Raw genomic sequence first — 25,672 nt, 5'->3', positions numbered from 1 at the left:
TCAACCTGACCGCAACCGCCGCCACCGCGTGAGGTCACATTGACAAGTTGACCGAGGACGGGTTGCCGCAGGTCTGGTTGGTACTTGATCTATGAGATGTGCAGGGCCCGGCCGGTAGGCGGTCAGGCGTGGCGGACGTTCAACTTGGACCCCCCATTTACCCCCCGAAAACCCCGGCCAGATGTTGGCGGAGAGTGACAAGGGACGGTAAAGGGCTAGCGATGTCGTTGCAGCTCAGCGACAACCTCAGGCAAGTAACGACAAGCCTGCTTCGGCTACGTTCCGTTACAAGGGGTTTTGACAACCAATGACAAGTCCTGAGGGGACTCGACAAGATGTTCTCCCGGGTTCAAAACCCTCGTTCCGGCCGCGCGCCGCGCGCTTAGCCGGACAGCTCTGGCCTGGTCACCTTCATACTCCGGATCTCACCCCCGATGAGAGCAGGTTGCCGATGGAATTCCCGGCGGTGCCCGAATATTGTCGCTGCATGACCGCGCCGATACGGCCGCGGCCACCGGTCTGATGTGGATACGTGACGGCCTGGGACGCTCTCAGATCTCAAGCCGGCTAACGGTTCGGCCGCCGGCGTAAGGTGCGTAGCCGGCAGGAGCGCCGTCGTGCGCTGGACTGCGGGGTCGGTGGCACATCGACTAGTGTTCGGACGCATGGCAACGACTTCTCAGACGAATGCTCTACCAACCCTCGAAGAGTTCCTGTCGGATGAGCACTCGCTCATGCTGACCCCGGGGCTGAAGGAGCAGATGCGCGAGAGTCACGAGCTGTTGGAGCGGACGGCGAGCAAGGGCCTGCCGATCTACGGCGTGTCCCGGGGCTTCGGTCCGCTGGCCGAGTTCTCTGCCGACGACGACCCGACGCGGCACGGGCTCGGGCTGATCGCGCACCTGTCGGTAGGGCAGGGTCCCCACCTGCCCCGGGAGACGACCCGACTGATGATGGAGATGCGACTGCGCGGGATGACCAGGGGGTTCTCGGGGATCGAGCCCGAGCGGTGGAGCGTCCTGGCCCGGATGCTCAACGCCGGCTTCGTCCCGGTGGTGCCGTCCCTCGGCTCGGTGAGCGCCAGCGGCGACCTGATCCCGTTGGCACACGCCGCCAGTTGCCTGGCGGGGGAGGGGATGGCCTGGTCGCCCGACGGGGGATCCGAGGTGACGACGGCCCGTGAGGCACTGCGCGCGCTCGACCTCGAACCGTTCGTCTGGCACGCGAGGGAGGCGCTGGCCTTCGTCAACGGCACCAGCGCCAGCCTGGCGGCCACCGTGCTCAACCACGTACGTATCCGCCGGCAGTGCTGGATCCTGGCCACCCTGACCGGCGTCATCGTGGACGTCCTGCGCGGCAACGCCGAGCCGTACAGCGAGGTGGTGGCCCTGGCCCGGGGCAACTCGGCCGGTCACCGGCTCGCGGCGTCCTGGGTACGGGCGCAGATCACCGAGCCGCAGGACGCGTCGTCGGCGCGTAAGCTGCAGGAGCAGTATTCGCTGCGCTGCGTGCCGCAGATCGTGGGCAGCGTCCTGGACTTCCTCGACGCGACGGATGCCGTGCTGAGCCGGGAGGTCCACGGCTGCTCGGACAATCCGGTGGTCAGCACCGACGGGATCTTCCACGCCGGCAACTTCTACGCAGTCACCCAGGGTCTGGCCTCCGACCAGCACGTCACCCTCGTCCACCAGGTCGCGTACGTGGCCGAGCGGCAACTCGCGCTCCTGGTCAACCCCGCCAGCAACGGCAATCTGCCGCCGCTGCTCGCCAGTCGTCCCGGCGCCAACAGCGGGTTGGCGGGTGTGGAGCTGGCGGCCTGCGCCTATCTCTCCGAGATCCGGATGCTGTCGACGCCGGCGACGGTGACGCCGGTGCCCGCCAATGTCGACAACCAGGACGTCGTCCCGATGGCGCTGACCAGCGCCCTGCGGGTGGCGCGGCAACTCGACCTGGCCGACCTGGTGCTGGGCTCGTTGGGGCTCGCGGTCGCCCAGATCCTGCGCCTCACCGGAGCGCAGGCCACCTCCCGGGACGACTGGACCGCCACCCTTCTGTCGCTCTCCGCGGCCTTCGAGGACGACCGGCCGCTGCACGGCGAGGTCCGTACCGTCGCCGACGCGTTGCACACCTTCGCCGGGGAGCACGTGCGCTGAGGCCCGCTCGTCCCCGCCCCGCGCCGGCCCGAGCAGTTCGGCGGCCGCCGTCGGGGGACCTGCGGGGATAGGTCACATTAGGACACCAATGGGCATCGGTTGTACGTTTCGACAGTGGACGGGAGAATGCAAGGAATGTTCCCACGGCTTCTGAGGTCCGGCTCCGCCGAGCGTCCCGTCCTGCGGGCCGGTGCCGTGGTGCTGACGAGGGCCGAGCTGCGCGCAGCCGTGACCAGGGCCGCCGGAGCGCTCCGCGAGACGGGCGTGGGCGACTGCTCCTGCCTGCTGTTCCGGCCGGTGCCGAGCGTCGAGTTCGTCGTGCGGCTGCTCGCCGTCCTCGACCTCGGGGCCCAGGCCGTCGTCCTCGACCACCGGCTGCCCGGGGAGGTCGTCACGGCGGTGGGCTCCGTCGTCGGCGCGACCCACGAGATCCGGTCCGACCGTCCGTTGCCACCCAGCCGTGGGTGCGTCGTCGATCGGCCGGTGACCGTCCGCCGCGGCGGCGCGGGACGGCGGTCCGCGGCGTCGCTGCTGCAGGTGTCGTCCGGCACGACCAGCACCCCCAAGCTCTGTGCCCGCTCGGACGCCGACATCGACGGCGAGATCGAGGACTACCGGGCGCTCGGCGGCCTCGCCGCACCGGGGGAGAGCATCGTGCTGGCCGCGTCGCTCGCGTCCGCCTGGGGGGTGTACGGCGGGCTGGTCACCGCGCTGGCCAACGACGCGCAGCTGGTGCTGTGCGAGTCGCTCACCCCGCGGGGGGTTCTCGGTGCAGTGGAGGCGTGCGCCGGCCCGGTCCGCCTGCTCTCCGTACCGTCGCAGGTGCTGATGCTGAGCTCGCTGGCGGCGGCGCCCGCGAACCTGCACGCCGTCTACACCTCCGGCGGTGGCCTGTCCCGCGAGGAGGCGGATCGGATCGCTGCCTCCGCGTCGCTCGGGGGACGCACCGCGGGGCAGGTGTACGGCATGACGGAGGTCGGGCTGATCGCCGCCGACCTCGACGGCGCGACGCCGGGCTCGGTGGGGCGCTTCGGACCGCGGGTCCGCCCGAGTGTCCGGCCGGACGGCGCGCTGTGGCTGGCGCGGGAGGCATCCCCGTACGTCGGTCACGGGTCGGCGGACGACAGGTGGTCCGACGGGTGGTTCGACACCCGTGACGCCGTCCGGGTGGACGACGGCGGCACCGTCACGGTGCTCGGGCGCACCGACGGCCAGATCTCCCTCGGGGGCAAGAAGGTCTACCTCGCCGAGATCGAGGCCCACCTGCGGGCCGACCCGTCGATCCAGGACGCCGTCGTGTTCATCACCGGGATGCGGCTGGACGCCTTCGTGCAGGTACGCGACGAGGCGGGCTACGACGAGCGGCGGGCGATCGGCCGGCTCCCCGAGTACATGCGTCCGCACGGTGTCCACGTCCTGCCCGACCTGCCGCGTACCCCGAGCGGCAAGGTGAGCAGGCAGGTCGCCCGGTATCCCGGCCTGCCACAGCGGTAGCGCGCACCGGCAGTCCCCGTTCAGACGAAGATCCCGCTCGAGTGTCGGAGGTCAGCAAGATCATGGACGACGTGGCAGATTCCCTGCGGAAGGTCCTCAAGGAGTGCAACTTCCGCAGCGACGTCGAGCCCAGCACCCCGCTGGGCCCCGGCGGCCTGGACCTGGACTCCCTCTCGCGCCTGGAGCTCTCCTTCGGCCTGCAGGCCGCCCACGGCGTCAACCTGACGGATGAGGAGATCCACTCCATGGTGGACCTCACCTTCGGCGACCTCGTCGAGCTGGTCGAGGCGCGGGCCGGTGGCGAAGGCTCCCGACCGTGACGTCCCCGTCGAGTGGACTGGTACGCGACCAGGTGATCATCTGGCTGGACGAAGCCGGCGTCCCCGGCGCCGACGAGGACACTGCCGTCTCCTCGCTGAACCTCACCTGGATCCTGCACTGCTACGAGGACTGGTCGGGGCGGCCCGCGCCGACCGACGACGAGGCTTTCCTCACCGTGCGGACCGTCGCGGACGTCGTCCGGCTGCTCGATCGGCAGCGGGCGTGATGGGCGTCGGGCGGCGTGCCGTCGCGGTGGAAGTCGTGGACGTCGTCACCGCCCTCGGCGGGGACCTGCCCAAGTCCTACGCGGCGTTCGTGGCCGGAAGGGTGGCGTTCGGCCTGACCAAGCGCTTCGACACCGACGGCATGCGGTGTCGCTCTGGGGCGTTCCTCGACACGGACCTGAGCGCGGCCGAGCTGCTGACCTCCCTCGTTGAGCGCGCCTGTCCCGACGGCCTCACTGTCGATCGGGCCTACGTAGCGAGCTGCCCGGATGAGCCCGTGCCACCCCTGCCGGCCGTGGTCTCGCGTACCGGGCGCTCCGGCGGCCCGGGCGGGTGGGACCGGGCGTACACGGGCGCGTGCGTGGCGTCCAGTTCGGCGCTGATCGACGCGGCGTCGGCCGTCGCCAACGGCTGGGCGGACTCGGTCCTCGTGGCCGCGACGCGGCTCGTCGACCGGGAGAACTTCGCCATCTTCGACGCAGGAGGGGCGCTGACCACCGCGGAACGACCGTTCCCGCACACCACCCGCCGCGCCGGCGTGCTGCTGGGCGACGGCGCCGCGATGTTCGTGCTCCGGGCCGCCGCCGCGCCGGGCCGGGAGGTCGCCCACCCGCGCCCGCGGTTGCAGGTGTGCGGCTGGGGCCGCGCCGGCGACGGCTTCCACCAGTACGAGCCGCATCCGGAGGGGCGCGGGATGGCGGACGCCGTCGCGAAGGCGCTGGCCGTCGCCGGGATCCCGGCCGGCGACATCGCGGTGATCAGCGTTCACGGCACCGGCACGCGGGTCAGCGACACGGCGGAAGCCCGGGCCCTGAGCGACATCTTCGGCAGTCCTGAGCAGGTGCCGCCCACGCACGCACCCAAGGGCGCGACCGGGCACCTGCTCGAGGCGGCCGGCGCCGTCGAGGCCGCCCTCCTGCACGAGGCGATGGGCCGCTCCGAGGTGCCCGCCTCGCCGGGGGCCACCCCCGACAACCGGCTCTCCCCCTCGGTGGCCGTCCGGACCAGCCCGCAGCGGGTGCGGTTCGGGCTGTCGATGAACATGGCGTTCGGCGGGTCGAACACGGCGCTCGTGCTGTCGCACCCGGGTTACCCGGCACCGGGGCCGGCCACGCCGGTACGCCCGGGAGCGCTGGTCGCCACGGTGCCGGCGGTGGTCGACCCCGAGCCGGTACCGGGGTTCATGGGATCCGGTTTCCCGCCCGCGGTGCACAGCGCCGCCGAGCGGTGCCTGACCGCCGCGGCGCTTACCGCGGACCAGCTGATCAGGACGGCCGTGATCCTGCTGACCCCGGACGGCGACGCCGAGAACCACCGCCTCGTGGCCGAGAAGCTGGACAGCGGCAGCCGGATCCCCCCGCCGCTCTTCGTGCAGGGCACCCCCGCCAGCATCCTCGGCCGGGTCGCCCAGGAGTGGGGTCTGCGCCAGGCGCACCAGACGTTCGCCGCCGACCAGGATCCCACGCATCCGGACGTACGCCGGATCGCCGACGAACTCGCCGCGACCGACGGTTGCGACGCCGTGCTGGTGGTCCGCCACCGCTGCGCCGGCGGGGCCGACGCGGCGCTGTTCCGCTACGCCGCCGGGTAGGCCGAAGGCGCCGGGGCGACCGGTCGACGAGCCGCGCCTGCCCCGCCCGCACCACGTGACCGCCGTCAACCCACCTTGGAGCCGACCCATGACCGCGATCGCCGCTGCCACCCGGGCCTGGGTGACGCGCGCCTCCGAAGCGGGTGTCCTCCTGCGTACGTTCTGGGCCAGCGCGCCCGGGTGGACGCTCGTGGTGGGGGTGCTGAGCCTGGCGGTCACCGCCGGACCGAGCGTCGTCCTGATCGCCATCGGGCGGGTGGTGGCCGCCCTCCCGCGGGCGAGCGGGGCCGGGTGGTCGTCGCCGGAGGCGCGCGGCGCCTGGCAGGCGGTCGCGCTCTTCCTCGTCGCCGGGTTCGCGCTCAGTGTCCTGACCGGCCTGCTCAGGATCGCCACGGCGCACCTCGCGCGGGCGGTCCAGTCCGCCTCGCTGCTGCGCCTGGCCATGCTGGGCATGGGTGGGGACGGCATCGCGCACCTGGAGGATCCCGCCGTCTCCGCAGAGCTGCTCGCCGCCGCCGAACACCATCGTGAGGGCGTCTTCGAACGCTCGGTGGACGCCACCGTCACCCTGGTCACCACGCGGCTCACCGGGTTGTTCGCCGGTGCGGTCCTGCTGTCGTGGCACTGGTGGGCGCCGGTGGTCGTGCTGTGCGCGCTCGGCCTGATGGCGTCCGAGGTGCGGCGCTGGTTCGAGGTCGTCTACGAGATGTTCACCCAGGCGATGGGCGACGAGCGGCGACAGGCGGGGTACCTGCGCGACCTGCTCATGACCCGGCCCGCCGCCAAGGAGGTCCGTCTCTTCCACTGGCTGCCCTGGATGGACGACCGGATCAACCGGGTCTGGACGGCCGCCATGCGGACCGTCTGGGCGGTCCGCAGCCAGTCGCTGCGGACCGTGCTGCTCGGCACGTACGTGCTGATCGCGTACGGCCTGGTGCTCGGTTGGCTGGCGCTGGACGTCCGCCACGGGCGCGTCGGCGCAGCGGCGGTCGCGGTCTACCTGCAGGCGTTGCTGCTGATGGCGCTCTTCGGGGAGTTCGGGCTCCAGGGCTACGACATGGCACGGGCCAGCACGGCGCTGCGCCTGCTCAACCGCCTGGAGCAGAGCCCCTGGGCCATGGCCGCCACGGCCGTCGCCGACCGGCCCGTCGCCGGATCGGGGCCGGTCGCCGTCGCGTTCGACGGCGTGTCCTTCGCCTACCCCGGGCACGACACCGTGCTGCACGACGTGACCGTCCACATCCCGGCCGGCCAGTCGGTCGCCGTCGTCGGGGCCAACGGTGCCGGGAAGTCGACCCTGATCAGGCTGGTGTGCGGGCTGTCCGCGCCGACGGCCGGGCAGGTCGAGCTGCGCCGCGGCGGCGAGGTGCTGAGCCCGGGCGGGCACCGGGTGGCCGCGGTGTTCCAACGGTTCGGCCGCTACGAGCTCGGCCTGCGCGACAACATCACCCTCGGAAATATCGACGCCGATCCCGAGCCGGAGCTGGTGGGCGAGGTGCTGCGGGCGTTCGGCGGCCTGCCCGGGCGCGACGACATTGGCGGGGACACGACGTTGTCCTCGGCGTACGTCGGCGGCACCGACCTGTCGGGCGGGCAGTGGCAGCGCGTGGCGCTCGCCCGGGCGCTGTTCGCCGTCCGCTCCGGGGCGTCGGGGCTGCTGGTCCTGGACGAGCCGACCGCCGCCCTCGACGCGCGGTCGGAGGCCGAACTCTTCGAACGCCTGCTCGACGTCGTCGGCGACGTCACCACCCTGCTGGTGACCCACCGCCTCTCCGCGGTGCGGCACGTCGACCGGGTCCTGGTGCTGCGCGACGGGGTGATCGTCGAGGACGGCAGCCACGAGTCGCTGCTCGCCCGGGACGGCTACTACGCCGAACTGTTCCGGACCCAGGCCAAGCGATTCCGGGACGAGATCACGGCAGGTGAGGCATGACCCGCAGCTCCGGTCAGATCAACGCACTCCGGCTGCTCGTCGGTACCGCCTGGCGGCACGCGCGGCCGGACTTCCTGCGCTCGCTGCTGCAGTCCGTCGCGGCGCTCGCGCTCGGCGCCCTGCCGTGGTTCGTCGCCCTCGCGGTCGCCGGGATCGAGCAGGGCGACGACACCCGTTTCGTCATCGCCCTGGTCGCCATCGCGCTGTGCGTGTTCGCCGGCTGGGTCCTGCGCGGCGTCGGCGCCACCTACCACGTGTCGATGGCGGAGAAGGTGAGCTTCGCGTTCGAGCGCAGGCTGGCCTGCATCTCCGCGTCGCTGCCCACGATCTCGCACTTCGACGATCCCGACTTCGCCGACCAGATGCAGGTGCTGCACCAGAACAAGGGGCGGCTCGGCGGCGGCATGTCGGGGCTCATCCAGGCGCTGGACGTGATCGCCAACGCCCTGGTGCTGATCGTCGTCTCGGCGGTGGTCGACCCCCGCCTGCTCCTGCTCACCCTCGCCGTGGTCCCGTCCTGGCTGGGGGCCCGGCTCCGGCTCTCCTGGCAACAGGCCGCCGAGGACGAGTCGGCGGAGGCGGGCCGGCGCGCCGGGCACCTGCGGCAGCTCTGCCTCGACCCGCACCACGGCATGGAGGTGCGCGTGCTGGGCATGCGGCGGGGGATCGTCCGGCGGCTGCGGGCGAGCCTGGACGCGTGGCAGGCGCCCCGGCTGCGCGCGGCACGCCGGTCGGCGCTGCTCACGGTCCTGGAGGACGGGCTCGCCACCACGCTGGTCATGGGCGGGACGTTGTGCTGGTTGCTCTACTCGCTCATGCAGGGCACCGCGTCGGTCTTCGTGGTGGTGGCCGCCGCGGTCGCCGCGCGGCAGATCCAGCAGGGACTGGTGCAGGTCGTAGACGCCTTCGGCCGCATCGCGGACACCCTGCAGTTCGTCCGGCGCTTTCAGGCCCTGTCGGCGTACTGGCGGGACCATCAGCGCCCGGCCCGCGAGATCGACGCGCGGCGGGGCGGAATCCGGCTGGACGGCGTGTCGTTCAGCTACCCCGGCTCGGCGCGGCGCGCCCTCGACCGGATCGACCTGACCATCCCGGACGGTTCGGTGGTCGCCGTCGTCGGCGAGAACGGCGCCGGCAAGTCGACGCTGGCGTACCTGCTGCTGGGCCTGTACGCGCCGACGGAAGGCACGATCGCCGTGAACGGGACGGTCGTCAGCGACGCTGACCCGGCCGCCTGGCAGCGCCTCGTCACGGCGACCTTCCAGGACTACACCCGCCCCGAGCTGACGGCCCGGGAGGCGGTGGGACTGGGCGATCCGCCCCACCTCGACGACGCGGCCCGGGTGGCCCGCGCCTGCGCGGACGGCGGCGCCGATCTGGTGGTGGCCCGGCTCCCGCACGGGCTGGACACGCAGCTCGGCGCCGGCTGGCCGGGCGGCGTGGACCTGTCCGGGGGCCAGTGGCAACGGATCGCGCTGGCCCGCGGCATGATGCGCGCCGACGTGAAGCTGACGGTCCTGGACGAGCCGACCGCCGCGCTGGACGCGCACACCGAGAACGAGATCTTCGACGCGTACGTCGCGCGGGCCCGCAGCGACTCGGCCGCCGACGGCATCACCGTCCTGGTGACCCACCGCTTCTCCACCGTGCGCAGCGCGGACCGCATCCTCGTCGTCGACGGCGGACGGATCATCGAGGACGGCACGCACGAGGCGCTGTTGCGGCTCGGCGGCACCTACGCGGAGCTGTACGGCATCCAGGCACGCGGCTATGCGCCGTAGCCGCGGCCGGGGGCGCACGCCCCACCGCCCACCGGATAAGCGCCGACAGGAGGGAACGAGATGAGAGACCGGGACAGCACAGCTCCTCGCCTCGTCGTCTGCATCTGCACCTCCGTCCGGGGCGACCAGACGGACGGCGACTTGCTGGCCGCGCCGCTGTCGGCGGTCCTCGACAGCATCGCCGCCCAGACCCGGCTGCCCGATCACCTGGTGGTGGTCAAGGACGGTCCTGCCGCCGGGGCGCTGCGGCGGGCCGTCGCCGACCTGCCCGTCCCCGCCCGCGTTCACGCCCTCGCCCGAGGCGCCGAGCTGCACGACATGCGCAACCTGGCGCTGGCGCAGCATCCGGGAGACCACGTCCTCCTCGTCGACGACGACGGGATCCTGCTCAGCACGCGATGCCTGGAGCTGCTGACGGCGGCCCTGTCGGCCCGGCGGCCCGCGCTGGCCCAGCTTCCGGTCCTGCGGTCCGCGCCGCTGGCGGTCCCCGCGCCGGACGGCGGCGCGGACTACGCGTGGGACGTCGAGCGGGGCCGGGCCCGGCACGGCTTCGACCAGGTGCTGACCCCCGGCGCCGACACCCCCGTGTGGCGAGACGTCGAGAACGCGTGCGGGGCGGCGTTGTGCCTCACCGCGTGGCGTCCCGCCGGCTGCCGCTTCGCGCCGCTGCCCTGGGGCACCCACTACGGCATGGAGACGGTCCTCGCCCAACGCCTCAAGCGGGTGCGCGGACGACCGCAGATCATCCTGCAGAACCCCGAGGCCGCCGTGCTAAACCTCAAGTGGGCCGCCCCGTACGCCGACTCCCGTCCGGGAAAGGTGCGGCTGCCCTGCGACACCGTCGGCGACGAGCAGGTCGACCAGCTCAGCAAGCTGGCGGTGGGCGGCTTCGAGGACTCCATCAGCCGCAAGAGCCCGATCGGCTTCTACGCCGACTACATCTCCGGTATGGCGTACTCCTTCGGGGTGGTCTCGCCGGACGCCGGTCGGCGGTTCCTGGCGCGCACGCGGCAGGTCTTCGTGGCGGACGACCTGCTGCGGCACCCGAACGTTCTCCGGCTCGACTCGCGCGACGAGCGCGAGCGGGCCTTCGTCCAGGCGGTCGAACGGCTCGGCCTCCCTGCGGCCGCCGGCCGCACCCCGCAACCGCCCCCGAACCGGGAAGGTGAAGAAGAGTGGATCTAGCACCGACGGCCAAGAGCAAACTCCTCGCCCCGGGTCCGCTGGTCCTCGACTACGACGAGGACCGCTGGCCGTTCCGGCAGGTGGTGACCGAGCACCTCGGTTTCCCGCCGGAGCAGGGCGATCGACACTTCTCCGCGCCACTGCTCGGCCGGGGGACCGAGCAGCACACCGACATGCACAAGGCCCTCTACGAGATCTCCGACTCGTTCCGGGAGGTGCACCGGAGCTTCGTCCGCGAGTTCGTGCTGCCGCTCATCGGCGAGCCCGTCGTGTACCAGCGGATCCCGAACTTCCGGGTGCAGTTCCCGGGCAACCTCGGCGTCCGGGGGATGCACCGGGACCGGGAGGACGGGCACGACGTCAACGGCCTGAACTTCTGGCTTCCCCTGACCCCCTTGGAGGAGAGCAACGCGCTCTGGATGGAGATCGCCGAAGGGGCCGGGGAGCACCGGTGCGTGCCCTGCCAGCCCGGCCAGGTGCTCGTTTTCGACGGCGCGAACTGGGAGCACGGAAACCGGATCAGCACCGCGTCCACCACCCGCGTTAGCACCGACTTCCGGGTCGTGCCGGCGGCGCTCTTCGCGCCGTCGAGCCAGCGGAGCATGTACCGGGACGTCGAGTTCTCCGTCGGCAGCTACTACGAGGAGATGTCGCCCTGACGATCTGGTGTGGACCTCCCGCCGGGACGGGCGGCGGGAACGGGAAGAACGCCCCTCGCGGCCGGGGTGAGGCCGCTGCGCCGGGAGGAGGAGAACATGTACAGCGTCGGTGTCAACGCACTGGGCAATGATGTGTCGGTGGCGATCGTCCGCGAGGACGGGGTGATCGTCGCCCTCGCCGAGGAGGAGCGGTACTCGGGAGTCAAGGGAAGCACCCGGGCCGCGACCGCAGAGTGGGTGTGGTCGGTCCTCGACGAGTTCTCGGTGCCACCCCGCGACGTCACGCACCTGACCTTCCCTCGGATCCAGGCCCACCACCTGCTGCGCGCCCCGGGGGCCGGCGCCGACCCGGTCGCCGCCCGGGCCGGCGACGGGTACGCCACCCTCGTGCGGACCCTGGCCGCCCGGCTGCCCAATCTCCTCACCGTGGCCGAGGTGCGCCACCACACCGCCCACGCGGCGTCCGCGATGTGCACCGCGACCACGGCCGACCCGACCGGGGTGACCTGCGACGGGGTGGGGGAGGTGCAGACGGCGGGCATCCACGTGCGGACCCCGCAGGGCCTGCGTACCCTCTGGAGCCGCCGACTTCCCCACTCGCTGGGCCTGGTGTACGAGGCCGTGGCGGACTGGCTCGGTCTGGACGGCGTCGAGAAGGAGGGCAAGCTGATGGGCCTGTCCGCGTACGGGCAGCCCACCCAGGTCGAGCTGTTGACCAAGGAGGTCTTCGACCCGGTGACCTTCGAGCTGGACGGGGGGCAAGACCGGACGCCCGACGAGCTGAAGCGGGAGATCCGCAGTCGGCTGGTGGCCGCGATCGGCCCCGGGACGGCGGCGCCCGGCGAGTTCTACTCGCCCCAGCAGTTGGAGATCGCTGCCAGCGCGCAGGCGGTGGCGGAGGACGCGCTCGCCCGTCTGATCGCCCATTCCTTCGACCTGCACCGGGCCGAGGAGGTGGCCTGCGCCGGCGGAGTCTTCCTGAACTCCCTGGCCAACGGCCGGCTGCTGGCGTCCTCCCCGTACCGCCACCACTGGGTCCCGCCGTTCGTCGGGGACACCGGCAGCAGCCTCGGCGCCGCGCTGCTCGCGCTCGGCTCGCCCCGGGTCGACCTGGACAGTCCCTTCCTCGGCAGCGAACTCGGCGCGGTCGACCGGGACCCCCCAGCGGGCTACTGGAGCGTCCCCCTCGACCGGGAGTGGAGCACCCAGGTGGCGGGGTGGCTGCTCGACGGCTGGATCATCGGCTGGGCGGAGGGCCGCTCCGAGGTGGGGCCGCGGGCCCTCGGTCACCGGAGCATCCTCGCCAGCGCTTTCGACCAGCGGACGCGCGACCGGCTCAACGACACCATCAAGCAGCGGGAGGGCTGGCGCCCGTTCGCGCCGGTGGTGATCGAGGAGGACACCCCGGCGCTGTTCGGCGGGTGCCGGACGGTTACGTACATGAACCAGGTGCTCGACTGCGTGGCACCCCAGCTCGTCCCCTCCGGCGTACACGTGGACGACACCGCCCGGGTGCAGACCGTGGGCGATGAGCCGGCGATGAGCCGGCTGCGGCAACTGCTGCTGGCCGTCAAGGAGCGACGCGGCCACGGCGTCGTCATCAACACGAGCCTGAACGTGCGGGGGATGCCCATCGCCCGGTCCCTGGACGACGTCGCTCGGACCGCCCTGGACTGCTCGCTGGACGCGGTCGTCCTGGACGGCGTCGCCTGGGTGCGCCACGACCGGGCACCGCGGTGAGCGCGCCGGACGAGCGGCGCGCGCTGCCGCTGACGGTCAACCCGTACCCCAACTGGCTGCCGGCCCTGGCGTCCAGCGGGCCGGGCGACAGCCTGAGCTGCTACCGGATGGCGCTCGCGCTGGCGCTGTCACGGGCCGGGGCGGGCGACCACGCGACGATCGCCCGCGCTCTCCTGCCGGCCGCCGCCGACCTGCTCGACCACCGGCCACCGCGCCGGTTCCGCGGGCTCGAGGTGGAGCTGGCCAACGACGAGCTCCCCTGGTCACCCGGGACGCCGGCACCCCACCGGGTGTCGGCCGAGGGCCTGTCCGGGCCGATGGTCGCCTACGTGGACCGGTTCCACTGGCCGCTCAGCTCCCGCTACGGCAGGCGGCACTACCGCGACCACGTCCTGCTGCTCGACGCGGTGGACGGCGAGCTGGCGGTGTGGGACACGGAGGTCCACGAGACGACCCGGGTGGAGGTGGACCGGGACGAGCTGGGCCACGCCCTGTCGCAGCCCGCCACCCTGGTCCCGGTGGACCCGGAACCCCTGCCGTCCTGGCTCCGCTCCTGGCTCGGGTCGCTGCGGACCCTCGGCGCCGAGCTGAGCACGCTCGCGCCGGAGTGGCGGAGCCGGACCGTGTGGTGGCCCATCTCGGCCCTGCGGGGGTTCTTCCTGCTCACTCACGCGGAGCTCGTGCACGGGGTGAACCACTGCCGCCGCGATCCGGACGTCGCCGCGGAGCTGGCCCGGCTCGACGTGGACCTCGCACCGGCCGAGCGGCTGATCCGGGCCCTCCAGGCCCACTTCGTCAACACGATCGAGGACATCGCGCTCCGGGTGGACGCCATCCACCGGTCCACGGAGGAACTGGCGACGGCCCTGCTCGACCTGCCCGGCGGACCGGTCCGTGCCGGGCGGACCGGCACCGAGGTGGTGGACGCGCTGGCGCTGAAGGGCTCTTACTGCTTCCTCCCCTCGGGCTCGGAGGACCAGTGGCTGGTGGCGGGCGGACACCGCGACGCCGGCCAGCCCCGGGTCGTCCGCCGGTCCGGCACCGCGCCGGCCGCCACGCATCCCGCCTAGGCGACCGCTCCGGACGCCCGCGACAGCACGAGGAGACCTGATGAGAATCTGCCACATCGCCCCGGTGCACGGCGCCATCCCCCCGACCGGGTACGGGGGGATCGAGCGGGTGATCCACGAACTCTGCTCGGTCCAGGCCCGGGCCGGCGCGGCGCCCCACCTGTACTGCTCCACCGACTCGACCATCGACGCCTGCACGACGTCCTCGATCGTGCCCAGCCTGCGTTCCCGCGACCTGCAGGAGGACGAGGCGGGGGACCGGCCGACGAACACCACGCACCTGCGGTGGGCCGTCGACGACGCGATCCGGCAGCGCTTCGACGTCGTGCACCTGCACGGGCCGTGGGGCTACCCGATGATCGACACGCTCTTGGACGCCGACGTCGGGGTGGTCGCCTCGGTCTACTCCGACACCGGCGAGCCGGAGGTGCAGCAGCTGCTGGGGCGGCTGCCGGCGAAGGCTGTGCTGGTGGCCAACAGCTCCTCCACCCGGGCGAAGGCGCCGCAACTGCCCTGGTACGCCGCCGTCCTGGAGGGCGTGCTGGTGGAGGCGTACACGCCCCGCCTCGACGGCGCCTCGGACCACCTGGCCTTCGTCGGCGAGCTGACCCGACGCAAGGGCGTCGACCGCGCCCTAGAGGTCGCCCGACGCAGCGGCATCCCCCTGCGGATCGCCGGCCGTCCCCGCGTCCTCGACGCCGCGCCGGCCGTGCAGGAGGCGCACGAGGCGTTCCTCGACGACCTGTGGCGCGAACACGCCGACACGCCCTTCGAGTACCTGGGCGAGCTGGGCGACGCCCGACTGGAACTGCTGCGCTCCGCCCGCTGCCTGCTGGTCCCGATCCGCTGGCCCGAACCCTTCGGGCGGGTCATGGCGGAGGCGCTCGCGCTGGGCACCCCGGTGGTCGCGGCCAACCGCGGCGCCGTACCGGAACTGGTGCGGCACGAGGTCACGGGCTTCGTCTGTGACTCGGTCAACGACCTGGTCTACGCGGTGAAGAGAGTGGACACGATCGACCGCCGGGAATGCCGGCGCAGCGCGGAGCGGGAGCTGAACATGGACCGGGTGGCCCGGGAGTACACGCCGATCTACCGCGAGGCGATCCGGCGAGCCGGAGCCCGGTGAGGAGGAGACCATGACCACGGTTTCGGTGCTGATGCCGGTGCACAACGGCGCCGCCACGCTCGCTCGCGCCGTCGACTCGCTGGCCCGGCAGTCGTTGCGCGACTTCGAGGTGGTCGCGATCGACGACCGCTCCTCGGACGGGTCCGCCGACCTGCTCCGGACGCTCCTGCGGGAGCACGGGATGCCGGGCACCGTCGTACCGGCCACGGGGCAGGGCATCAGCGACGCCCTCAACCAGGCGCTGCGCATCGCCCGGTCGGACTACGTGGCCCGGATGGACCAGGACGACGAGAGCCTGCCCGAGCGGTTCGCCCGGCAGGTCGAGTCGCTCGACGCCGACGAGAAGCTGTCCCTGGTCAGCTGCTTCGTGGAGAATGTCTTCCCGCCGAGCTACCCGGCCGACAGCAGGCGGGGCGCTGAGGCGTACGAGGAGCGGCGGCGGGCGGTGACGCTCGGTGGCGAGGACGTCCGGGCAGCCCTGCTGGACGCGAACCTCTTCTACCACCCCGAGGTGATGATGCGTCGCCGGGTCGTCCTCGGCGTCGGCGGGTACCGCCGCGGCATCGACGTGGCCAGCGACTACGACCTGTTCCTGCGGTTGTCGGAGGTGAGCCTCCTGACGATCCTGTCGGAGGTCGCCTTCCGCAAGTTCTACGACGTGGGCAACGCGTCGTTCGTCCACGGCGACGTGCAGGAGACGCAGGCCGATCTCATCAAGGTGCTGGCCCGGATCCGGGGCCTGGGCGTCGACGACGAGCCGTACCTGCCGGCCTCGGACACGGAGGCGGAGCTGGAGGACTGCCTGCGGCGGGCCCGGGACCGCTACGCGTCGGAACGCGGCCGGGGTGGCGAGTAGCGGGTGACGCCGCCGCACGCCGCGCAGAGGGGCAGGGGCCGGGCGGCGTCCGCGTCGACGAGGCAGGCCGCGCAGCCGGCGCGCAGGGCGGCCTCGACGTCGAGTTCACGGTCGTCGCCCATCACGAGCATCTGATCGACCCGTACGCCCATGGCCTCGGCGAGCGTTGCGAAGACGGCTCGCCGGGGCTTGCCGAGCCCCGCGGCGTCGGAGAACAGCAGACCGGACGGGCTCAGGAGGCGGAGCAGCTCCTGCTTCCTGAGCCAGTCCAGGTTGAAGGCCGCCTCGGACGGCCCGGTGTTGCTGATGATTCCCGCCGGCGGCAGCCCGAGGTCACACCGTCGCCGCAGCTGGGTGGCGATCGAGGCGCGCGGGCGCAGCTGTTGGGGATGGTCGGGAGGTGACAGCACGACACCCACGAGGTCGTCCGTGTCCGACGGGTCCGGGTCGACGCCCAGGATCCGCTGAAACTCCTCGACGAGCCACCGGGCCGAGACGGGGACCCCGCTGCGCTCCACGGTCCGCATGGTCCGCACGGCCTGTTCCCAGGCGGCCCCGGCCGGCGCGGGGGCGACACCCCATCGTGCGGCGGCCGTGACGCCGTGCCGCCGGCGGGCCCGGTGCAGCCCGTCCTGGTCGGCCTCGAACGCGATGGTGCCGCCGAAGTCCAGGGCGAGCACGCCGCGCCAGTGCCGGCGGCACGGGCCCTCGGCCGGCTTCAGCGCCGCGTCCCTGCCGGCCCGCCCGGTGAACAGGCCCGGTTCGACGATCGCCGCGAGATCTCCCGCGGTCAACCCGACGCCAAGCGGGTGACCACGTCCAGCAGGTGATGGTGTTCCGCCTCGGTCAGGTCGGCGTGCACCGGCAGGCACAGGTGCCGGTCCTGCCACTGGCCGGCGTCGGGCGGGAGGTGGCCCGCGTCGACGTGCGGCAGCAGCGCGGGCTGGCGGTGTAGGAAGGGCGTAAAGACCGCGGGCGGGCAGGAGATGTGCCGTGCCGCCAGGCGCGCCTCGAAGTCGGCCCGGGACTGCTGGTCGTCGAAGGAGACGACGTACCGGTGCCGGTTCCACCGGTGCTCCGACGGCTCCTCGGCGACGGAGATTCCGCCGCAGGTGGCGAAGACGCGGTCGAGATCGGCGGCGACCTCCCGTTTGCGGGCGATCCCGTCCTCCAGCCGCCGCAGGGACACCCGGCCCACCGCGGCGTGGAACTCCGACATGCGCCAGTTGGCCCCGACGGCGCCCACGATGTTGGAGCCCGACGAAACCTTCCCCTGGTCGCGCAGCATCCGTACGGACTCGGCGACGTCGTCGCGGTCGGTCAGGATCGCCCCGCCCTCGCCGGCGGTGACGATCTTGGTGGGATAGAACGAGACGGCGGCGGCATCGCCGAGGGCGCCTACGTGCGTCCCGTCGGCCGTGCTGCCCAGCGCGTGCGCGGCGTCCTCGACGAGCGCCATCCCGCGGGTGCGGCAGGTCTCCCGCAGGTCCGCGAGGTCGCGCGGCAGCATGCCGCCCACGTGCACCACGACGACGGCATCGAGGTCGGACGGCAGGTCCCAGGCCCCGGACAGCAGCAGGTTCGCGTCGACGGGGGCGAGGACGGGCGTCCCGCCGGCCCGTACCGCCGCGGTGGCGGTGGCCGCGAAGGTGTTGACCGGTACGGCGGGCCGCCGCAGCCCCAGCGCCTCGTAGATCGCCTGCAACGCCGCCGTGCCGCTGCTCACGCAGAGCGCGTGTCGGACCCCCGTGTACGCGGCCAGCTCCTCCTCGAAGGCGGCGACCTCGGCGCCCTGCGTGAAGCGGCCACTCGCCACCACCCGCTCGACGCCTCGGGCGATGTCGTGCCGCCATGCCTCGTCCGCCGGCAGCCGGCCCGCGGGGACACGGGCCGTGGCCGAGGGGTCGGGGCCGGGGCGTACGGCCGTGCGGTGGGCGGAGTCAGTCATCAGACGCTACTTTCCGAAGGCCTGCGCCGCCGACACGTCCAGCCACATCCGGGTGGGGTCGTCCACCCGCGCGACATGGTCGACGAGTTGGCGTTCCTGCGACGTCAGGGACATGTTGTCGATGGTGTCGATCGCCCCGGGGCACCGGGCCATCAGGTCGGACAGCAGGTACCAGCAGTACGCCACGCGCAGCTCGGGGAACTGCTGGGCGAGCGCCTTCTGCTGGATCCAGGTGTGGTGGTAGTACTCGCTGCGCGGCGCGTCGTCGGTCCACTCCGAGATCCGGGTGTCCCAGATCGAGGTGGTCAGCCGGTGCACCCGACCGCCGTTGAGCAGCGTGAGGGCCGGGGTGAGCCACTGCTCCGCCCAGAGCAGCACGCCGATCGAGTCGCCGTCCCAGCGGGGCAGGGAGTCGGGGTGCGCGAGGCAGAAGTCCAGCGATGTCCGACCGATGAGCCGCGCCATCGCCACGCTGCCCGCCCACAGGAACGAGGTGTTCCCGGGCAGGGTGTCCACGTCGTCGTACGGCTGGAAGCGGTTGGTGCAGTCGAGGTCCTGGCACAGGTCCGACAGCTTCGGGTACACCGCGGCCTCGCGCAGCTCGTCGTGGGTGAGCGTGACGTCGTCCGGCCCGGGGCGCGGGGGCCGGTCCCGGAGGTAGAAGTCCAGGTCCTGGACAACCGTGTCGGTGTCGGTGCGGGACAACGCGTAGAACTTGCCGGCGCTGAAGAAACGCGGCGGGTCGAGGTTCAGCTCCCCGAGGTCGTCGAGCTCCGTGGAGTACCCGTCGTACCAGTCGAGGTGCCCGGCCCGGTCGGCCTCCTCGGCACCGGCGGTGTCGGTGACGAGTTCCGCGCGGGCGCCGGCAGGGCCCAGGCGTCGCCACGCGAGGATACCGTGCAGCCGCAGGACCGCGTCCGCGAGCCGGCCGAGCGGTGACGACTGGTGCAGCGACGTCCGGTCGTCGCCCTGGGACAGGCGGGGCGCCGTCCAGTCGACGTGGATCGCCCGGACGGGCGTGGGGGATGGTGCCACGGACTGCATTTCAGGCGCCTCCGGCGGATCGGACCATCGGGAGGGTCTGCGTACGCGGACGGTGCGACGGCAGGGCGGCACGCAGCGCGGTCACGACGTGGTCGACGTCGTTCGCGTCCATCGCAGGGTGGAAGGGAAGGCTGAGCACCCGCTCCCACACCCGCTCGGTCACGGGCAGGGGTCCGTCATGGTACTGACGGAAGGCTGGCTGGCGGTGGTTCGGCGGGTAGTGGACGGCGACCCCGATCCCCTGGTCCCGCAGGCGGGCGTGGACCCGGTCCCGGCCCGGGACCATGACGACGAAGTTGAATGGGACCGTGCGCGAGATGTCGACCGGCACGATCTGGACCTCGTCCGTCCCCCGGAGCGCCTCGGCGTACTGCTGCCAGAGGGACTGCCGGCGGGCCCGGATGTCCGCGAAACGATCGAGCTGGGCTAGGCCGATGGCTGCGTTGATCGATTGCAGGTGCGACCGGAAGCCGAAGGAGGTCACCTCGTAGCCGATGACGCCCCACCGCTGCTCCTGGCGCTGCTCGGAGATACCGAGCATCTGCATGCTCATGAGCCTGCGGTACTCCGCCTCGTCGCGGGCCATGACGGCCCCTCCGTCGCCGGTGGTGATGTTCTTGATGGGGTCGAAGCTGAAGCAGGTCAGGTGCTCGCCGTTCCCCACGTCCCGGGTGCCGAACGCGTGCGCGGCGTCCACCACCACCGTCGCGCCCGAGGACGCGGCGACCTCGTCGAGGCCCGACAGGTCGGTCGCGGCCCCCGCGAAGAACACCGGAACGACCGCCCTGGTCCGGTCGGTCCACCGGGCGAGGAACTCCCGGGGACCGGCGGCCAGGGTCTGCGGGTCGACGTCGACGAAGCGCGGCACCCCGCCCGCCGCGAGCACCGCCTGCACGGTGGCGCAGAAGGTGTACGACGGGACCAGCACCTCCTGCCCCGGGCTGATGCAGGACGCCACGGCCAGGTAGAGGGCCATAGTGCCGGAGCTGACCGCCACCGCGTACGGGTTGTCCAGCAGCTCACCCAGGCGTTGTTCGAAGCGCTCCGTCTCCGGCGAGCGTCCGAGGATGGGACTGGACATGGCGCGTTGAACCGCCGCCTGCTCGGTACTCCCGAGATACGGGCGTGCCTGCGTCCTCCAGGCTTGCTGCATCCGATCTCCTCATCAGCGACATGGCTGGGCGCGACCGCTCGGGGCCGCGTGGCGCGGGTCGCGGTGGCCCCGCTGTCGAACCGTCTCCTCCCACTACTCACCACTGAGGGCGTTGCGATCACCGCATCCCTAACCTGTCACACATGCCGGAAGTGGTCCACTTGGGAACGGTGCGGGACACCGCGTCCCGGGTTGTCAGCCGGCATCGGGCGGGATGGCCCCGGCCGGTCGGCACCGGTCGTAGCGGGGCAGCAACCCGGCCTCGCGCAACCGGGCGAGGGTGGGGGCGGCGGCGTCGCGCGCGGAGGCCGAGGGCGTGTCGACCAGCCAGTCTATGCCGAGCTCCTCGTCGAACGGGTGCACCGCGTGCTCCCGCGTCGGGTCGTAGCTGGTGGAGCAGAGGTAGCTCACCACGGCGTCGTCGGTGAGCGCGCAGAAGCCGTGGCCGAGCCCATCGCCGAGGTATACCCCCCGCCGTTGGACGTCGTTCAGCGGGACGGCCTCCCAGCGGCCATATGTCGGTGAGCCGACGCGCAGGTCCACCACGACGTCGAGGACGGCGCCCCGGACGCAGATGACGTACTTGGCCTGCCCCGGTGGGACGTCGGCGAAGTGGATGCCGCGCACCACGCCGCGCGCGGAGACCGACAGGTTGGCCTGGGCTATGTGGAACTCGTGGCCCGTCACCTCGGCGAGTCGGTCGGCGCGGTACCACTCGAGGAACACCCCGCGGGAGTCGGTGTGCTGTTCCGGCTCGACCGTCCAGGCTCCCTCGATGCTCAGCGGTTGGATCTTCACCGCGCGACCTGCTTACTCGGCTGTGCGGGCAGCAGTCGCAGCAGGTATTCGCCGTAGCCGCTGGGGATCAGAGGCTCGGCTAGCGCCCGCAGCTGCGTGTCGGTGATCAGGCCGGCCCGCCAGGCGACCTCCTCGATGCAGCCGATCTTCATGCCCTGGCGCTCCTCGATGACCTGAACGAAGTCGGCGGCCTGCATGAGGGACGGGAAGGTGCCGGTGTCGAGCCAGGCGATACCCCGGTCGAGCACCGTGACGGACAGTTCCCCCATCTCCCGGTAGACCTCGTTGACGTCGGTGATTTCCAGTTCCCCACGTGCGCTGGGGGCGATCTTGCGGACGATGTCGACCACCCGGTTGTCGTAGAAGTAGAGCCCGGGAACCACGTACCGGGACTTCGGGCGTGTCGGCTTCTCCTCGATCGACAGCACCCGTCCGTCGTCGTCGAACTCGATCACCCCGTACGCCTCGGGGTTCGCCACTGGGTAGGCGAAGACCCGACCACCGACTGGGTCGCGGTAAGCGGCCAACTGCCGGCCCAGACCAACACCATGGAAGATGTTGTCACCGAGGATCAGCGCCACCGAGTCGTCGCCGATGAAGTCCGCGCCGATGACTAGGGAGTGGGCGATTCCCTCCGGCCGGTCCTGGCTGAGGTAGCGTAGGTTGAGCCCGAACTGGCTGCCGTCGCCCAGCAGGCGCTCGAACTGGCCCCGATCCTGCGGGGTCGTGACGACGAGGATCTCTCGGATACCGGCCACGACCAGTGTGGACAGCGGATAGTAGATCAGCGGCTTGTCGTACACCGGCATAAGCTGCTTCGAGGCTGCTCTGGTGATGGGCCAGAGCCGGGAACCGGTACCCCCGGCCAGGATGATTCCGCGCATCACACGGATTTTACGGGTCACTGTCGCCTGGCGCCGACCCCCGGATGCTGTGCGCGGAACGCCTTCGCGACTTAAGGTCACGGACTTTTGAGGATCCTTGTTGCCGGCGGTGCCGGCTTCATCGCTCCGCGTACGTGCGTATGCAGTTGGGCGGCTGGTCCATGGCGTTGCGGACGGTCAGCTGCCGGCGCCCGACATGTTGACCGTCCTTGATAAGCTGACTTACTCGGGCAACCTTGTCCCGGTGTTGAACGACCTGAGACTGCGCTTCGTGCGCTGACATCTGCGATCCGCGTGTGGTGGACGACGCCGTGGCGGGTCAAGACCCTCGTGCACTTGGCGGCAGAGTCCCACGTGGACCGTTCATCGCAGGCGCGCGACAGTTCGTCTCTACCAATGTGCTCGGCAGCAGGCGGAACCGCCCCGGGGATTTCTACAAGATCCGGGGCGGTCCAGTCGTCGATTTCTACGGTGTGGTTGCGGGCGTGCGGCAGGGGAGGGGCGGCCATGGGCATCTGTGTCGTGTGTCGGGCGGATCAGCGCACGGTTGTGCTCATTAGCAGTTGGGGTGTCCCGCACGGTGCCTCGGGGCACCAGGTCAACTATCGCTGGAGCAGGGTGGTGGCCTGCCCGGAGTGTGGTGCTGGTCTTCTGGTGCGCTTTGATCACGATTGCTTCCACCCGCCGTGGGAGGAGCCGTGGGACATGGACTGGTCGTGGCCGGTCGACGTCGACGGGGTCCAGCGGCTGATGTCTGCCCTCGTCGGGTGCCCTGACCCGCTGCAGCCATCGTGCGAATGTCCCGCGCACCGCAGCTTGCGCGAGACGGCCGAGCGATCGTCACCGCGTGAGGTTCCGGTGACGATCGTGTTGACCGAGGACGGGCTGCCGCAAGTCCGGTCGGTACACGATCTATAAAGCTGGCAGGACCGGTTGATAGACGGTCAGGCGTGGCGGACGCTCAACCTTCGACCCCCCGTTTACCCCCCGAAAACCCAAGCCAATTCTTGGCGAAGAGTGACAAGAGCCGGTGAGGCATTAGCGACGTCCTTGCAGCTCAACGACCATCTCAGGCAAGTAATGACAAGCCCACTTCGGCTACTTTCCGTTACCAAGGGGTCGTCGGTTCGAATCCGGCCGTCCCGACGCAGGTCAGAGGGCTGATCCGGATATCGGGTCGGCCCTTTTTCGCGTTCTGGGGACCACGCCGGTCAAGTGCACCGCCCGGTAGCGCTCCTTGACCGACGGTCAAGTCTGAAGTGTTCAGCCGGGACGGCTGCCGAATCGCTCGTTCTCTGGATCAAAACGGCCCGCAAGTGGGCCGCGCCGACCCGGCACTGGCCTGCTGGCGACCGTGGGCCGGCAGCGGCCGGGCCAGCCGTCCATGCTGAGGGACGACCCGATCGGAAGACCTCGGGGACCGGCCCCGAACCCCGACCCTCCTCGGAGATCGGCCTGGCGGATCCCCTCGCCGGGCACCGCAAGGGCCCCCGCGGCGAAGTTCTGCGACCCGCCGAGGAAGTAGTCGTAGACCCGCGCAGGGCTGGGCGTGTCGAGATTCAGGGTGAGGTCCGAGACACAAGTGTCCGTCGATACGCCTGTTACGCGCTGCCCGGCGCGATCGGCGTGGGAGGTGTGGGCGCGATCTGCTCGTCGCTGTAGTGGGCAGGGGTGTTGGTCTTCTCTTGGAATGGCGTGTGCTGGTGCCGGTCGGCGCGCTGATGTTCTGCCTGGGCCTTCGGCGATCCAACGGGCGACGACGGGCGGGTCGACGCCAGCATCGAGTACCGCCCGGTAGCGGGCCGGTTGACGTCGTACTCGGTGATTGTGGTTGCGTCGGCCCCTCCTGGCGGCCGCGGTGGGCGTGCCGGTGTAGGCCTGGTCCAGGAGCGTCAGGCCGTACCTTGGCGGTTGACCCGCCCCTCGCGGGCCACCTTCGACCGGCTATGGTCGCGCTCGGTGCCGGCTGGTCCGGTCGCGGTGCGCTCGTGCCGCTGATTCGGCGAGTGCTCCACAGTGGCCCCCTGCCGGCCCCGTGCTCCGCTGCCCGCGTGCCGGCGGCCCCGCGCCGACTCGCCACCGCTGTCATGCTTGTTGCGCTGTTGGCTTCCCATGCCCGGGGATACCCGGTGCCTGCGAGCCCATGCTTTCGCGCGACGGCTCGTAAAGGATGCCGACCTCTTCGAGGTCGACGAGAGCAGGCCGCCAATCGACTGCGCGGGCTAGGGCGTCCGCAGGCCGATTGTGCGGTGCGTGGCGATCCGTCGATCGCATCCGGCTCGCCAAGTGACGTGCTAGTTCCAGGTCGGGTCGAAGCCACTGGCCGGCGGGCGGCGGGCCCAGACGGCGACCGCCATCGGGGTTGATCTCCGACTTGCTCGGCCGAGGACTTGACACAGACTCCATGCGCCAGACGGATGTCGCTCAGCCCTGCTGCTGTTGCCCCTGCGGTCCTACCAGGCGCGCCGTGATCTGCCTCAGCGGCTGGCTGCTGTTGACAATCCTCTTCATCCGTTGCCAGGCTGCTCGGGCAGGAGATCCGCCCAGGCCACCAGCTGACACCCCTTGGTTCTGAGCCAGTTGTCGGGTGGTCTGTTGCAGCGTCTGCGAGAGCGGTCCTTCAGGACCCAGTGCCTCCTGCGCCGTCTGCCCCACGTGGTCGAGTGTCCGAGCTAGTGGCCCCTGTGGCCCGACCGCCTGCTGAGCTGTCTGTCCGACCTGGTTCGCGGCGGTGTCCACGGTCTTGACCAGCGACTCGATGATCTGAGGGTTGCGTTCGATGGTGTGGAGGGCGCTGTCGAGGATGCCGCGGAGTTCGTCGAGTCGAACCTCGAGCATCGCCTCCGCCTCGACGCCCTTAATGTCGATCTTCACCGTGCCGAGCTGCGCCTGGACGCCCACGTCGAGCTGCAGCAGGCTACCCAGTCGGGCTCGTAGGGAGACGGAGGCGACGAGGTTGTCGACCTCGACGTGGATCTGATCGATTTTGGCCTGCGGGATCTGGAGGACGACGTCCGGGTCTGACATCGTCTTGCTGCTGCGTCCGCCGGTCGGCCGGGGCAGGTCGTGTTCACCACGCTGTACGGCGAAGTATCTGCTCGGCCCTGCATTCGTTGGCCCGTCGCTGCCACCGAGGTCTTGGCCCCGAACCGAGACTTCTGGGCCCTCCTCGGCGTTGCGCTGCGGATCGATGTGGTCGCACGGTTGCGCGGGCGACTCCCGTGCGTTGCTGTCCCGGCTCTCCGGTTCGGCCATCCCGCACCCCTCGGGCCTCGCCTGCATGCGGACCGGACGAAGCCCACCATCTGTGGCTCCGATCCTCGGCCCACCCCTCGGACCAGGTCGCGGTCTACCCGTGTGCCGAGGTGTCAAACGGCTCAGCGGTCGGTCGACGCGACAGCGAATCAGCTGTATTCCGGGGGTGCCGCTGGTCGAGCAGACCTCCGGACAGCGCCTGCTGTGCGATCCAGGCAAGCGACCGATTGGCAGGGGTTCAGGTGGTCCGTGGGGGTATGCCGGCCCCGCTAGTCCGCCGCCCCGGTTCGCGAGGGATCGGGATGTTCGGCCAGGACGATCGGATAGGGGAGGCCATCCGTGCCTCGACTGGCAGTCCGAGAGGCAGCGAAGGCCAGGCAGGAGGAGGCGCAGCGGGGGGGTGTCCCTATGGGTTTCGTCAAGCGGGGACGGGGCTGGTGGGGCGTGGTTGGTAGGG

20 protein-coding genes are annotated in these 25,672 nt (G+C 71.4%); 13 read left to right on the top strand and 7 right to left on the bottom strand.

Going from position 1 to position 25,672, the window contains the following annotated elements; all coding sequences use genetic code 11:
- Positions 1-665: 665 nt before the first annotated feature.
- The 13 genes from V6U82_RS29240 to V6U82_RS29180 all read left to right on the top strand — a co-directional run bounded on the left by V6U82_RS29240 (position 666) and on the right by V6U82_RS29180 (position 16,133).
- Positions 666-2,153: an aromatic amino acid ammonia-lyase gene (locus V6U82_RS29240; RefSeq protein WP_161801630.1), complete on the top strand. Its 1,488-nt coding sequence runs from the start codon at positions 666-668 to the stop codon at positions 2,151-2,153.
- 135 nt (positions 2,154-2,288) lie between these two features.
- A complete protein-coding gene (locus V6U82_RS29235; RefSeq protein ID WP_047892283.1) occupies positions 2,289-3,647 on the top strand; it encodes a class I adenylate-forming enzyme family protein in 1,359 nt (452 codons plus the stop codon).
- Positions 3,648-3,718: 71 nt separating this feature from the next.
- Positions 3,719-3,967, top strand: coding sequence for an acyl carrier protein (locus tag V6U82_RS29230; RefSeq protein ID WP_152748258.1), 249 nt, complete (start codon positions 3,719-3,721; stop codon positions 3,965-3,967).
- Complete coding sequence (locus tag V6U82_RS29225) at positions 3,964-4,194, top strand: hypothetical protein (protein WP_047892285.1); 231 nt, start codon at positions 3,964-3,966, stop codon at positions 4,192-4,194. Before V6U82_RS29230 ends, V6U82_RS29225 begins: the two co-directional genes overlap by 4 nt.
- A gap of 35 nt (positions 4,195-4,229) precedes the next feature.
- Positions 4,230-5,783 (top strand): beta-ketoacyl synthase N-terminal-like domain-containing protein, encoded by a 1,554-nt coding sequence (locus V6U82_RS29220; RefSeq protein ID WP_161801631.1) that lies wholly within the window; start codon positions 4,230-4,232, stop codon positions 5,781-5,783.
- An 88-nt stretch (positions 5,784-5,871) separates the two neighbouring features.
- A complete protein-coding gene (locus V6U82_RS29215) occupies positions 5,872-7,716 on the top strand; it encodes an ATP-binding cassette domain-containing protein (protein WP_047892286.1) in 1,845 nt (614 codons plus the stop codon).
- A complete protein-coding gene (locus V6U82_RS29210) occupies positions 7,713-9,497 on the top strand; it encodes an ABC transporter ATP-binding protein (RefSeq protein ID WP_053065400.1) in 1,785 nt (594 codons plus the stop codon). Before V6U82_RS29215 ends, V6U82_RS29210 begins: the two co-directional genes overlap by 4 nt.
- 60 nt (positions 9,498-9,557) lie before the next feature.
- The gene (locus V6U82_RS29205) at positions 9,558-10,682 is read left to right on the top strand and encodes a glycosyltransferase family 2 protein (protein WP_047892287.1); all 1,125 of its coding nucleotides are present in this window, start codon (positions 9,558-9,560) and stop codon (positions 10,680-10,682) included.
- Positions 10,673-11,341 carry a hypothetical protein gene (locus V6U82_RS29200; protein WP_047892288.1) on the top strand — a complete coding sequence of 223 codons (669 nt, stop codon included), beginning with the start codon at positions 10,673-10,675 and terminating at the stop codon, positions 11,339-11,341. Before V6U82_RS29205 ends, V6U82_RS29200 begins: the two co-directional genes overlap by 10 nt.
- A gap of 96 nt (positions 11,342-11,437) precedes the next feature.
- The gene (locus tag V6U82_RS29195; protein WP_047892289.1) at positions 11,438-13,081 is read left to right on the top strand and encodes a carbamoyltransferase C-terminal domain-containing protein; all 1,644 of its coding nucleotides are present in this window, start codon (positions 11,438-11,440) and stop codon (positions 13,079-13,081) included.
- Positions 13,078-14,151 (top strand): hypothetical protein, encoded by a 1,074-nt coding sequence (locus tag V6U82_RS29190; RefSeq protein WP_047892290.1) that lies wholly within the window; start codon positions 13,078-13,080, stop codon positions 14,149-14,151. The genes V6U82_RS29195 and V6U82_RS29190 overlap by 4 nt, the downstream gene beginning before the upstream one ends.
- A 40-nt stretch (positions 14,152-14,191) precedes the next feature.
- The gene (locus V6U82_RS29185) at positions 14,192-15,277 is read left to right on the top strand and encodes a glycosyltransferase (protein WP_047892291.1); all 1,086 of its coding nucleotides are present in this window, start codon (positions 14,192-14,194) and stop codon (positions 15,275-15,277) included.
- A gap of 10 nt (positions 15,278-15,287) precedes the next feature.
- Positions 15,288-16,133 carry a glycosyltransferase family 2 protein gene (locus tag V6U82_RS29180; RefSeq protein WP_053065401.1) on the top strand — a complete coding sequence of 282 codons (846 nt, stop codon included), beginning with the start codon at positions 15,288-15,290 and terminating at the stop codon, positions 16,131-16,133.
- On the opposite strand, the gene V6U82_RS29175 is transcribed toward V6U82_RS29180, so the two are convergent.
- From V6U82_RS29175 to V6U82_RS29145, 7 genes are all read right to left on the bottom strand, one after another.
- Complete coding sequence (locus tag V6U82_RS29175) at positions 16,100-16,927, bottom strand: HAD family hydrolase (RefSeq protein ID WP_047892292.1); 828 nt, start codon at positions 16,925-16,927, stop codon at positions 16,100-16,102. The genes V6U82_RS29180 and V6U82_RS29175 overlap by 34 nt on opposite strands.
- A complete protein-coding gene (locus V6U82_RS29170; RefSeq protein ID WP_047892293.1) occupies positions 16,924-18,081 on the bottom strand; it encodes a DegT/DnrJ/EryC1/StrS family aminotransferase in 1,158 nt (385 codons plus the stop codon). The genes V6U82_RS29175 and V6U82_RS29170 overlap by 4 nt, the downstream gene beginning before the upstream one ends.
- A gap of 6 nt (positions 18,082-18,087) precedes the next feature.
- The gene (locus V6U82_RS29165) at positions 18,088-19,116 is read right to left on the bottom strand and encodes a hypothetical protein (protein WP_161801632.1); all 1,029 of its coding nucleotides are present in this window, start codon (positions 19,114-19,116) and stop codon (positions 18,088-18,090) included.
- Between the two features lie 10 nt (positions 19,117-19,126).
- A complete protein-coding gene (locus V6U82_RS29160) occupies positions 19,127-20,278 on the bottom strand; it encodes a DegT/DnrJ/EryC1/StrS family aminotransferase (protein WP_047892295.1) in 1,152 nt (383 codons plus the stop codon).
- 195 nt (positions 20,279-20,473) lie between these two features.
- On the bottom strand, positions 20,474-21,076 hold the full coding sequence (locus V6U82_RS29155; RefSeq protein ID WP_047892296.1) for a dTDP-4-dehydrorhamnose 3,5-epimerase family protein: 603 nt from the start codon (positions 21,074-21,076) through the stop codon (positions 20,474-20,476).
- Positions 21,073-21,960, bottom strand: a complete 888-nt coding sequence (rfbA, locus tag V6U82_RS29150) for a glucose-1-phosphate thymidylyltransferase RfbA (protein WP_047892297.1) — start codon at positions 21,958-21,960, stop codon at positions 21,073-21,075. Before rfbA ends, V6U82_RS29155 begins: the two co-directional genes overlap by 4 nt.
- Before the next feature lie 2,424 nt (positions 21,961-24,384).
- Positions 24,385-25,215: a hypothetical protein gene (locus V6U82_RS29145; RefSeq protein WP_334466945.1), complete on the bottom strand. Its 831-nt coding sequence runs from the start codon at positions 25,213-25,215 to the stop codon at positions 24,385-24,387.
- Positions 25,216-25,672 lie beyond the last annotated feature (457 nt).

The organism is Micromonospora sp. CPCC 205554, from assembly GCF_036902745.1.
In the GTDB taxonomy this organism is placed as follows: Bacteria; Actinomycetota; Actinomycetes; order Mycobacteriales; family Micromonosporaceae; genus Micromonospora; species Micromonospora tulbaghiae.
Note: the sequence above shows the minus strand (reverse complement) of the source record. Positions and strands in the feature narration are given on the sequence as shown.